Raw genomic sequence first — 12,008 nt, 5'->3', positions numbered from 1 at the left:
GCATTTTTATGTAATAGCACGATGACCAATATTTTTTTCCAGAAAGCAGCTCACACTATAAATGAATATTTTAGTAGATTGACCTTATTCTGCTCTGATGGAATATCGATAGTGATATATTGCTTCTTCACCAAGATAGTCGGCCACTATTAAGCGTATCTTAGAGGAAATAATGAAATTACTTCACGGCATGCTTTGGGCCCTTATTGGACTAAGCCAATTAACCCCATCATTACTCAATGCGCAGCCATTTACTGATGATACAAGTCAAATTTTAGCCGATTACCTTACCCACCAAAATAAATATGGCCGTTTTAGCGGCAATATATTGATTGCAAAAGGCAATGACATTGTTTTTGAACACTCTGTCGGTTTTGCCGATGTTCAGTCTCAACGCAATATCTCAAAAAACAACTTATTCAAAGTCGGTTCTATTACCAAGCAACTGACAGCCGTTGCGATTCTTCGCCTTCACGAACAACAAAAGCTGTCTATTGATGAGCAGATCTCCCGTTATTTCCCAAAATTAAAAAACGGTAATAAGATCACCATAGCCATGCTTCTTAACCACACATCAGGGCTTGGCAGAGACACATCCTGGCGTGAAGAAAATACCTCATGTCACTCAACGCACTTGCTCAAGCGCATCACAACGACGTCAAAAACCTATCCACCAGTACTCATGTATAACTACAGTAATGCGGGTTATCACTTATTAGGTGGGATCATAGAGCAGGTTACAGGTGTCAGTTACAACGATTACATTACGCAAGAATTACTTCGCCCGCTTGGAATGAAAGACAGTTCGATGAAACTTACGTTATCGTTCCAATTAGCAAAATCTTATGAACTGTCAGGGATCGTTAATGCCTACATTACACCAGCAGGTTGTGCGTGGTCAGCTGGCGAGCTGATTTCCACCAGTAGGGATTTGTATATTTGGAGCCGAGCCCTTACCCGTGGTCACATCATATCGCCTGAGTTAGTACAGCTAATGTTTGACAACCAATATGGCATATTTGCGAGAGAGATCGGTGGGGTCAATTACTATGAGCATAACGGTGCTATCGATGGCTTTAAGACCGTATTAGTCCATGAGCCCAAACAAGGACTAACCGTTGTTGCACTGAGTAATTTCAGCAATACCAATATTGATTTACTGACATTTGATCTTATCAGGATCTTAGACGGGAAAAATCCAATCAACAAAGTGATACCTCAAAAAACCAACTTGGCTATGTGGCAAAATGATATTGATGTGATTGGAAATTATCGGGACAAATATGGCGTACCTTTACAAGTCAGATACACGGATGGGCTACTAATGGCAAAAGTGAATCAATTCAATATTCCACTCGTGATACAAAACAAAAACAGTCTCATGGCAAAAGGGATAGATAATCGAATTCGTATCAACCGAAATGACAATGATACAACCCGCGAAATTATCATTTTCTCTCGTGATGGTCGCTATCTTTCCCGCTTCCAGCGTATTGAATGATCCTGGCGATCTTGAACCGTGTCCCTACCAAACAGCGAAATCGATTGTTGTTACATTATTTGATGGTGGTTGTTTGCCAGATAGCACTTCTGAAATTGCCTCACTCCCCCCGCAACATAGCTAGCTCGAGAACTCCGAGCGATAATAACCCCATATTAAATAATTTTCGGCTAACTCACCAATTAGTCAGAAAAACATTCATTTATAACACTAAACATTAGCGATGAAATGAATGTTGTGAAATCACTGATTTTCTCGTCATGTTCATTTAATAACAATAACTTAATTAACCTTATTGCTCATAATCGGCAGTCATAATTCATCTTGTTCTAAATGTAAAATAGTCCACTTATGTAATACAAATAAAAGTTATCATTCGGATAAGTTTTTCTCATTTTACGATCGTAATTTTTAAGTTCATATTCCTCTTCCTGAACAATCATATGCTGCTTTTTTCTACTGCAGTTATTCGAAAAACCTTACTGATATTGGAGACCGCGGTAGTGACTAATACCACTACTTGTCGCAAAGGCGGAGGTATCTTTGTACCTGTTGCCGGGCTGACTATTTTTGCCATTGCATCTGGCTATTTAATGAGTTTTATCCCACTCGCGATGGGAGAATTCAAGATAGATACAAGTTATGCCAGTTGGTTAGCCAGTATTTTCTATGTCGGTCTTCTTATTGGCTCGATGATGATTGAACCGGTGATCTATAAGATTGGTCACCGTTTCGCTTTTATTGGTTTTCTTGCATCATTAGCATTAACGGTTGCAATAATGCCGCTATTTCCACACAAAGAAGTGTGGCTATTCGCCCGGCTTGTTGCGGGGATGGCAGTAGCCGGTATCTTTGTCGTTGTTGAATCATGGCTGCTGATTGGCGACGATAAAAAAGAGCGCGCGAAACGACTTGGCTTTTATATGACGGCGCTATACGGCGGCACAACGCTAGGTCAGTTTGGTATCGGTTTATTTGGGATTAGTGGCTTCGGACCTTTTATCGTAATCTTAACCCTGATCTTAATCGCGATCTTACCGCCATTATTGATTAAGCAAGGTCAGCCCGTTTGTGAATCGCACCGTAACCTGACCTTGAAGCAGATTACACGCTTAAGTAAGCCAGCCGTTATCGGTTGTGCCACCTCTGGTATCGTCATGGGCAGCATTTATGGATTAATGCCTTTAGGATTACGTCAAAGCGGCATTAGTGATGAAAAAATTGGTCTTTTAATGGCGGCAATCATTCTTGGTGGTATGGTAATTCAACCTATCATCAGTGCATTAGCTCATCGTATGAGTAAGACACTACTATTAGCGATGATGTGCTTAGTCGGTGTATTTGCGATGGGGCTAATATATCTGAATAATGATTATTTTGTATTAATGCTCGCATTGGCCTTACTGGGGATGTCTGCTTTTGCGCTGTACCCAATTGCAATAACTTTGGCTTGTGACGATCTTGATTCTTCCTTTATCGTCTCAGCGACACAAATAATGCTTTTTAGCTACAGCGTAGGCTCAGCGTCGGGCCCGATGATTGCGAATCGATTCATGATTGAAAAAAATGGACTAATGGACTTTTTCTTCATTGTGCTGTTAAGCACGGCAATATATATGCTGTTTGCATGTATTAAACGTAAGCCTCAAATTCTGGCTAACTAGTTACAAAAAGAGCGGGCGCGACTTTCGTCGCGCCCTTAGGTCTTACTTGCAGCAATCCCGCTACTATGGTGCTCCCTGCATCATTCCATGATATCGCCGATTCCTTCAGCTCAGTCCTTTATTCTCTATCCCAGAGATGTCCTTGATCTTACCTTGATCCGTCGAATCATCCTGTTCCGACTCTCCTCTCCGTCCTGGAGGTGTCCCTGACTTCATCCTGAAGTGGTCCGTTTTTGTCGTCCTGACTAGTAAGTCATCCTGCTTACTATATCGTTTCCTTCCGATTATCCCTTCACAGTCCATGTCCGATAAATCATCCTGATTCACCGCCCTCATCCTGAGGCTGCCAATGTCCCTGGCTTTTTCCTGTTCCGTTCCGTCAGTTCCATCTGACATAAACAGACTACTTGTTTTATAATTCTAATCAATGAACTGAGTTCACACTTTTACCTGAATATTTGATAAAAACATAAAAACAAAAACTATCATATTGATAATAAAAGCATTTTATTCACCCAAAAAGAATTGATATTAACGATTTTAATATCATCTCGCACAGATTTGTAAGAGATCTCGCACAAGAAGAAGAATGCCAGGCTGGCTTTCTCCCCGAGGCCGATTAAAAATCGTTATTATGACCCAGACTACCGGACCGATTTTCTGGCTATTTTTACCTCAACGCCACTTTTCACCACATTAGCTAACTTCAAATAGAATCACTATGCGCCCACGGGGATATTTTATTTTTATACCAATTCCATCAAGGTCTCTAACTTCTCTAATAAGTGTTCTTTCTTAAATGGCTTTGCAATATAGTCATCCATTCCGACTTCAAAACATTTCTTAACATCTTCATCAAGTACACTGGCTGTCAAGGCGATAATCGGCAACCGATCAATCTGATTCACAGTTTCCCAGCGCCGGATTTCTTGTGTCGCAGTGAAGCCGTCCATAACGGGCATCATGCAATCCATCAGAATGGCTTTATAGCGGGTGCCCTTCATTACGGCATCAACAGCCTCTTTTCCATTTTCCGCGACGTCAACTGCATAACCCGATTTTTCAAGTAAAATGGAAGCCACTCTCTGGTTAATCCGGTTATCTTCAACAATCAAAATAAGGGCTTTATTCACTCTTTCAGCAGTGGTGGTATCTGTTGCCACTAAACCAAGATGGTTATTATCAGAGTCAGTCACCAAGGTATCAGTTTGTGTTAAAAGGTGACGGTGCAAAGACTCCCTTTTATGTTTTTCCAAACATAATGAGTCACTGATCACTTTCACAAAGCGTTCACCCAGTATTGGCAACGTCACGACGCCATTAATGGCGTTACCATAATCATATTGTCCATCTCTGTGACTACCGCATATAACCAAAACAGGGCTTAAGGAATTTGCCCGCAGTCGTTCAATATATTGTGTGGTTTGCTCCATCGTACGTTGGCAATACAGCAGCAAATCATATTGCCCCATCATCGGTAGGGCGAGCTCCGGAGGCGAGGTGAACAAAGAGACATCCAAGCCGTATTTCTTACACTCATCAGCTAACTGCATTGCAAAGGGTGCCTTATTACACAATAGCAAGCATCTTATATCTGTAAACTCAGGAACAGTCTTAGGCTCCACTTGTTGTATATCGACCTCAAGAGAAAAGAAAAAATGGCTGCCTTTCCCTTTCTCTGAATCCAAACCGATACTTCCTCCCATGAGCTCAACCAGCTGACAACAAATCGCCAGCCCTAATCCTGTACCGCCAAACTGTCGAGTGATAGAGCCATCTTCTTGAGTAAATGGTTCAAAGATCTGATGTTGTTTATTTTTGGCGATACCTATGCCTGAATCCTGAACTGAAAATAGTAGTGTCGCTTTATGCTCATTGATTGAATCACAATTAATGGATAAAACAACGGTCCCATTTTGAGTGAATTTAACCGCATTAGATATCAGGTTCATTAACACCTGACGCAAGCGGTGCTCATCAATGATGATAAATTGAGGTAGCCTTGGATCGAGATTGAGTTGCAGATCGAGGCCTTTTTCAGACGCTCTAGCCAATACGACCGCCATGGTGTCATAAGCGACCTCATAAATATCTGACTCATATGGCGTCAGCACTAATTTACCTGATTCAATTTTAGACAGATCTAAAATATCGTTAATCAACATAAATAGTGTCTGCGATGAGGTTTCTATTGTGCGCAAATATTCCGACTGTGATGGATTTAAATCGGTATCAGCCAGGATAGCTGACATACCGACGATGCCATTGAGGGGAGTCCGGATCTCATGCGACATATTGGCAAGGAATGAACTTTTTGCGAGGTTCGCCTTTTCTGCCTCTTCTTTGGCCTTTATGATCTTAGTTTCGTTAATCGCACGTTCTTCGATCAGCTTGTTTAACTTGTTACTAAACAGCGTGAATTCATCGTTACCGTCTTGAACGATTCTCAACGAGTAATCACGAGTCTCTTCAATCTGAGACATTGTCCGAATTACCTGCTGTAAGTAATTGATTATACGCCGAGAAAGATTAGCCCCTAGATAACTCATCAGCGCCAGTGACAGAACAATCACTACCAAAAAAATGCCCATCAGCAACTTAGCATTATTCATTGATGTCTGGATTTCATCAACTAACTGTCGATTAACTTTATACACCACAAACTGGATCAGTTTAAATCGTTGATTAAATGCGGTCAGCCCCTTCCTGATCTCACTGCTTTTAATCTCACCCGTTAAGATACCTTCTCGAAGTTTATAGCTGCTTGCGAATGCCGGGTGGGAAAACGTTTTAAGCAATAATTCAATTTGTTCAGGTTGCGCGTTAATTGAAATAAATCGATCAATATATAACTGCTGACGTTCGATGACTGCCGACAAGGATGCTTTATAGTCTATGTTATTTTTGGCTAGAAATTGATGAACATACCAATTTTCTTCTTGTGCCCAGAACAACAGCCACTGCAGTTGGTATAAAACACTTACATTCTGCTCAATATCAGTATTTCCAGTGTGTATGATCTCTTTTTCAAAATTGATTAAAGACTGATAAATTAAGTCATCCACCCAAAGTGACCAATCATTTAAGTCTTCTTTAGCGAGTACCTTAACCTCTTCGCTCGCTTTTCCCATCTCAGCCATTACCTGTGACATTTCTGCCAAAAGATCGCCATTAAAGGCCCCAGAGAGTAAATGTGAAACATTATCGATCGACGCTGAAACTTGTTTTTCAGCCAGAGTGCTATCCTCACCCTGTAATCGCTCTGTTTTTAAGGCATGTATCGCCGATGAAATTTTAGATTGTTCTGTCAATAACTCAATACGAGCATTTAATGTATTCAAATCCTGTACCTCATGATACAGATTATTGATCTCTAAACCTGCAAATACACAGGTGAATAGCAAGGGAAATATTACCAGAAGCCGTACCCTTTTTTTTATCGATATTTTATTCAACAGGCTCATCTCATCTCCTTGAACTTGAACCCAAATCACATTTATTTATTGCCACACGCCTGTCTATTTGTAGTTACATTTATGCCTACTATTATCTATATTAGGACTAATTAAGGGTGAATGGAAAAGAATTAATGGATAGTGAATTTCATGTTCGACACATTCAGGCCAACATGTTGTTAGGATTATTAATCACATTTCTCTGCTTTCCCACATTTGCTGCTAAAAACAAAGAAAAAGAAGCCGGTTTTTCCGTATTTTCCCTAAACAGTACCTTTCCGGCACTCAGTAAAAGTAAAGCTAGAATGCTATATAAAGGAAGAACTAAAAATTTAAACAGCAACATTAAAATTGTTCTGGTTGATCTGCCCGAAAGCTCTATTCACCGAGAAGAGTTTTATGACATGTTACTTGGAAAGTCCATACCCCAGATGAATGGCTATTGGGCTAGCCTCTCCTTTTCAGGTAAAGGTACACCACCGGAAGAACTCAATGGCGATGATATTAAAGACATTATCGAGTGGCTTAATAATAATCCTAATGGCATAGCTTATGCGCCGATCGAATCAGTACCAGATAATGCGAATATCCTTATCACAATCTTACAGGGAGAGTAAGGTTATGAAAAAATCATTTTCTTTATTACTTTTCATTGCGATCGCTCCATTACATTCTCATGCCGCAATAAAAATTACCGATAACTTTTCAGTCAGCGGCTTTGGTTCAGCTTCGATCACCCAGTCTGATAATAAAACCCCGCTGTTTGTTCATCGTGAGATCACGGACAAAACGTGTTATGACTGTGACACTATCTTCGGTTTACAGGCTGATCTGGTCATTACTGATACGTTTAATACGTCGATACAAGTCGTGAAACGCCCGCAAGATGACTGGTCTGATCCTGAAATTGAATGGGCGTATCTTGCCTATAACGACAATAACTGGTCTTTCAAAGGTGGCCGGTTAAGGTTGCCGCTGTTCCTTGCCTCTGAGTATTACTACGTTGGTCAGGCTTATACCTGGGCCCGTCCTCCCCAAGAAGTTTATGACAGTATTCTCGGTTTTACCTTTTACGACGGATTATCCCTTCATTGGGACTATGCCCTCTCAGACGAAGCTATTCTGACTATTAGCCCGTATTATGGTTCTTCAAAAAAATACAAAACTGAGCTCGGCAATGATGAGCTCCTGTTTGATGCGGAACGAGTAACGGGCATCTCATTCGACGTCAATGGCTTTAATTTCCGGGTACATGCAGGGTACATGTACGCCGACTTTAATATGCTGCCAGAACCAACCTACGACAGGTTGAACATGTATACATTAGGTGCAGAATATTCTTTCAAGCAATGGCTGTTTATGTCAGAGCTGGAAACCGATAATTTGCAGACAAGCTGGTATTTCAGCAGTGCTTACCATTTCGATCAGTTCACGCCATACTTAGTCTACGGCGAAAGCCATCACCGCAGAAAGTCTAACAACCTCACCGCAGGCCTTCGCCTTGATCTCACCAACTCCGTTTCAATTAATGCCGAATGGCAAAACATATTTATGGGCCAGGAAGATTACAACAGCGGCTCTATGGGGCAATTTATTACATCGCCAACTCTTAACAATGAAAGCAAGGATGTACAACTTTACACGCTGATGCTGAACTTTGTATTTTGAAGTGGGTAGTGCCCGTTGATTCCCGATCGTCGCCTGGGCAGATCACCAGACGAAGATAAGAATGGTGCACGGCTATTTCACCAGCATCGCGGCTCCAAATACCCCTGCGCTGTCACCTAAGTCAGGTTTCACAATCAGCGTTTCTAGTCTGGGGTTGAATAAATGCCGTTCAATCGCTTTAGGCGCATGCTGGTAAAGTGCGCCAATATTTCCCACCCCGCCACCCACAATAATGACGTCAGGATCAATAATATTGATCACCTGAGCGACAGCCAGACCGAACTTTTCAATCAGACGCGTCAAGGTATGTTGAGCATAGCTGTCAGCTCGAGCGGCTTGCTTGACTATTTCAGGTAGCGATAGAGCCTTCTTCGCCAGGTTGTTGTAGTGGGCTTCAAGGCCTTTTCCTGAAATAACCGTTTCAAGGCAACCGTTTTTACCGCAATAACAAGGCGCACCATTTGGCTCAAGTACATTGTGTCCCCATTCACCGGCAATGCCATGTAAGCCATTAATCAATCTGCCATTGACAACCAGACCCGAGCCAACACCGGTTCCCATAATGATACCAAAGACCACTTCAGCTTCTGGTTTTAAACGCTTCACGACGCCTAAATGTGTTTCTGCCAATGCGAAACAATTTGCATCATTGGCTAATACGACTTTTATGCCAAGCACCTCTTCTAAATCTTTATCAAGCGCCTGGCCGTTGAGCGCCGTCGAGTTGCAGTTTTTCATCACACCCGTTTGGGGATCGAGAGCCCCCGGCGTGCCAAAACCAATGGCATCAGGATATTCTCCTACCACTTCGACGCACTGATCAATTAATAATTTAATCCGCTGTAAGGTGTGTACATAACCCTTATCACTTTGTGTCAAAACACGTTTACGTACGACACAACGGTTATCTTTTCGTGACATCACTGCGCACTCAATCTTGGTACCGCCAAGATCGACGCCCCAATAATACTGGCTCATGGCCTACTCCCTCGGCTAAATTTCATGTCTGCCTGACATATCCAAATCATCTTAAAAATGAGTTGGATATGATAATAGCATTACGCAAATTAATTCAGTTAGCCACCTAGCAAATTACCCAAATAGTGAGCGGATCAGCAACCCTCTTAGAAATCGCCGTTGCTGACAGATTGAAATGTTCAATTACCGAATGATAAAAATCGACCATACTTATACTCATAGCAACAGACCCAATACTTAAGGAGAGTCGCATTATGTTTCTAAAAGAGACACGCACCGGTGATCTGGTCGATGTGATTGATATGGGCGCATTGATAAACCCGTTTTCACAGCAGGTAAATGTGCAGTATCAATCAGGGGAAGATCTGGCGGAGCCAGTGGCCATTGACAAACAGAATCTGGCTTTTCCCTCTGGTGAAGAACTGCCTGAATGCTGGATTAACGGTTATTACCGGTTCAAACAAAAATAAATACCTAATTACAACTTCAACGGTGCTTTAACCGGCATCGTTGCCAATCGTCGGGCAATCTGCGAGGTTAACTGAGACACCCCTACCGACAAGGCTTTCACCTGAGCATTATAACCCTCTTGTTCCAGCGGCACCTGAAACTTAAACGGAAACACTCCTTGCAGATCACCTTTACCATCGACGACTAACCACTCACCACTAATATGCGCCATACCTGAGAAATGGCCATTAAACTGATTGATTTTCACCTGCAATCTTGGCAAGCCCGCGGTAGCCAGTGCCGGTGTCAGCTCTATTGGCCAGTATGTTGTCTGTTTCTGGCGAAGATCATCATTAATACGACGTGTTAACTGCTCACTGATACTTTCAGCCCACAGGTTTTGCTGAGCCCGTACGATCTCGGTCTCACTCAGCTGATAAACCAACCCCGTACCTGCTAAATGTTCCGCCATTTCGACCGGGCGTACCACCAACATTGGTTGTTGAGTATCCGCCTGAATTATCGCAGCCTGCCCGCTGGCAGGAAGAAGATAGGTGTTGCTCACCACATCTGGCTGACTGCTACACGCTGTTAGCGCTAAGGCCGATAGTAATAACCACTTTCGCATTATTGGTGCCCCCCGGCAGGAATCGGATCTTTGGCTTTTTCACTGCTAAAGATTAAAGAATTGGGTTTTTCATTAAGCTGCCTTAATACCGGCTGCAGTTCAGTCATCACTTGTTCAAAACGCAATAATGCCTCTTCGAGGTTGCGATAAGGCACTGCATCCGGGCCAAATCCATTTAGTATCGATTGGATCTGTTGCAGACTCTCAAGGATTTCACCCGGAATTGCTTGTGTCTCTTTCTGTGCTAACAATGTATTTAACTGATTAGCCACCTTTTCTGCCGCCAATAAACTTTTCTGTGACGCATTTAAACTCCGGGTCAGTGACGTTAATGTCTCATCAACGGGCAGGTCATTAAACTTGATCAGTAAACTACTGACTTGCTTCTGAATTTCGGCAAAGCCACCAGCACGAGTCGGAAATAGGTCATACTCATCATATTTGACAATGTCGGGCATTTTCTCTTCCGGATACACCTCAGTATCAATGAACAAAGCCCCTGTCAGAAAACTACCGGTTTTCAATGTTGCCCGCAGACCCAGCTTGAATTCGCTAACCAGGCTGGTTTTTAATTCCAGTGACGTTTTATAGCTTAAATGATCGTTAACACGACCAAGTTCGATGCGCACCAATACGGGGATCTGCTTATTCGAAAAACCTTTTTCCCTGGTTGCCAAACGCAGCGGTACTTTCTTCACGGTACCAATACGAATTCCTCGGTATTCAACCGGAGCGCCTTCGTTCAAGCCTCGTACCGATTCATCAAACATCATGACAAACTCTAGATACTCGTCGAACACCCGTTCACGTACTGATTTCAGATCGTTATACAGCTTAAACTTGCTCATCTGTTTAGTGATCAGCTTTCCTTCTTCGGAGCCTTCCGGTACCCGGAAGCTTACTCCTCCGGTGATCAGTGACTCTATAGAACCAATCGTCAAGTTAAGTCCATCCGCCGACATCTTAAGATCGATACCTGAGCTCAACCAGAACTTGGTGCGAGAGCGGATCAAACTGTCATAAGGCTGGAAAATAAATAACTGATAGTTTGCTTTCTTGGTCTTAGTATCAAAACTCACCGTCTCAACCCGACCGACGGTAAAACCTTCATACAATACCGGATCACCCACGCCCAGCTTTCCGGCTTCATCGTGAGTCAGTACCAAACGCAGCCCCTTCGCATCTGCAGGGCCGACAGGTGGCGTTTCCAGTACGGTAAATTTCAGCTGTTCCTCTTTATCAACCCCGGGCTGCAATTCGATGTAAGAACCCGACAGCAGCGTATCGAGCCCAGAAATACCTTCTTTACCAATACGCGGTTTCACCACCCAAAAGCGGGTATCTGCTTTCAGCATGCGCTCAGCATCTTTATTCATCTGAGCTTCGGCAATGATATAGGTGTAGTCGTCGCTCAATTTCACATCGGTGATCACCCCGACTTTGACATTCAGCGATTTAATTTCGGTTTTACCCACTTCAATCCCTTCCGCTGTATTCAGTTGCAAGGTCACTATTGGCCCTTTACTGCTGACATACTGAACCAGCATCCAAATCCCTATCACCACGGCAATAACCGGCACCAGCCATATTGTTGATATCTGTCTCAGGTTTTCGACTTCAGCCTTCGCGGGCTTGTTATCACTCATAGTCAGGCATCCCATTAA

General features: G+C 42.7%; 9 protein-coding genes. 5 read left to right on the top strand and 4 right to left on the bottom strand.

The features are described 5' to 3' along the window. Positions 1 to 172 precede the first annotated feature (172 nt). A complete protein-coding gene (locus tag AC2204_RS04200; protein ID WP_318924230.1) occupies positions 173 to 1,501 on the top strand; it encodes a serine hydrolase domain-containing protein in 1,329 nt (442 codons plus the stop codon). A gap of 503 nt (positions 1,502 to 2,004) precedes the next feature. After that, entirely contained in the window at positions 2,005 to 3,165 is a 1,161-nt protein-coding gene (locus AC2204_RS04195) for an MFS transporter (RefSeq protein WP_318924229.1), read from the top strand. A 746-nt stretch (positions 3,166 to 3,911) separates the two neighbouring features. Here the strand turns inward: AC2204_RS04195 and AC2204_RS04190 are convergent. Further along, positions 3,912 to 6,506 carry a hybrid sensor histidine kinase/response regulator gene (locus AC2204_RS04190; protein WP_318924228.1) on the bottom strand — a complete coding sequence of 865 codons (2,595 nt, stop codon included), beginning with the start codon at positions 6,504 to 6,506 and terminating at the stop codon, positions 3,912 to 3,914. A gap of 248 nt (positions 6,507 to 6,754) precedes the next feature. Between AC2204_RS04190 and AC2204_RS04185 the strand changes: the two genes are divergently transcribed. Continuing rightward, complete coding sequence (locus AC2204_RS04185) at positions 6,755 to 7,237, top strand: hypothetical protein (RefSeq protein ID WP_318924227.1); 483 nt, start codon at positions 6,755 to 6,757, stop codon at positions 7,235 to 7,237. Positions 7,238 to 7,241: 4 nt separating this feature from the next. Continuing rightward, positions 7,242 to 8,288 (top strand): hypothetical protein, encoded by a 1,047-nt coding sequence (locus tag AC2204_RS04180; protein ID WP_318924226.1) that lies wholly within the window; start codon positions 7,242 to 7,244, stop codon positions 8,286 to 8,288. A gap of 72 nt (positions 8,289 to 8,360) precedes the next feature. On the opposite strand, the gene AC2204_RS04175 is transcribed toward AC2204_RS04180, so the two are convergent. Next, complete coding sequence (locus tag AC2204_RS04175) at positions 8,361 to 9,266, bottom strand: ROK family protein (protein ID WP_318924225.1); 906 nt, start codon at positions 9,264 to 9,266, stop codon at positions 8,361 to 8,363. 254 nt (positions 9,267 to 9,520) lie between these two features. Between AC2204_RS04175 and AC2204_RS04170 the strand changes: the two genes are divergently transcribed. After that, positions 9,521 to 9,736: an acetyltransferase gene (locus AC2204_RS04170; RefSeq protein ID WP_318924224.1), complete on the top strand. Its 216-nt coding sequence runs from the start codon at positions 9,521 to 9,523 to the stop codon at positions 9,734 to 9,736. An 8-nt stretch (positions 9,737 to 9,744) separates the two neighbouring features. On the opposite strand, the gene AC2204_RS04165 is transcribed toward AC2204_RS04170, so the two are convergent. Together AC2204_RS04165 and pqiB are read right to left on the bottom strand one after the other, a co-directional pair. Further along, entirely contained in the window at positions 9,745 to 10,344 is a 600-nt protein-coding gene (locus tag AC2204_RS04165; RefSeq protein ID WP_318924223.1) for a PqiC family protein, read from the bottom strand. Next, entirely contained in the window at positions 10,344 to 11,990 is a 1,647-nt protein-coding gene (gene pqiB, locus AC2204_RS04160; protein ID WP_318924222.1) for an intermembrane transport protein PqiB, read from the bottom strand. Before pqiB ends, AC2204_RS04165 begins: the two co-directional genes overlap by 1 nt. Between the last annotated feature and the right edge of the window lie 18 nt (positions 11,991 to 12,008).

It is taken from the genome of Photobacterium sp., assembly GCF_057456235.1.
Note: the sequence above shows the minus strand (reverse complement) of the source record. Positions and strands in the feature narration are given on the sequence as shown.

Excerpts from the sequence above, each read along its gene's own strand:
- AC2204_RS04200 (WP_318924230.1), top strand. The coding sequence starts at position 173 with ATGAAATTACTTCACGGCATGCTTTGGGCCCTTATTGGACTAAGCCAA.
- AC2204_RS04185 (WP_318924227.1), top strand. The coding sequence starts at position 6,755 with ATGGATAGTGAATTTCATGTTCGACACATTCAGGCCAACATGTTGTTA.
- AC2204_RS04180 (WP_318924226.1), top strand. The coding sequence starts at position 7,242 with ATGAAAAAATCATTTTCTTTATTACTTTTCATTGCGATCGCTCCATTA.
- AC2204_RS04175 (WP_318924225.1), bottom strand. The coding sequence starts at position 9,266 with ATGAGCCAGTATTATTGGGGCGTCGATCTTGGCGGTACCAAGATTGAG.
- AC2204_RS04170 (WP_318924224.1), top strand. The coding sequence starts at position 9,521 with ATGTTTCTAAAAGAGACACGCACCGGTGATCTGGTCGATGTGATTGAT.
- AC2204_RS04165 (WP_318924223.1), bottom strand. The coding sequence starts at position 10,344 with ATGCGAAAGTGGTTATTACTATCGGCCTTAGCGCTAACAGCGTGTAGC.
- pqiB (WP_318924222.1), bottom strand. The coding sequence starts at position 11,990 with ATGAGTGATAACAAGCCCGCGAAGGCTGAAGTCGAAAACCTGAGACAG.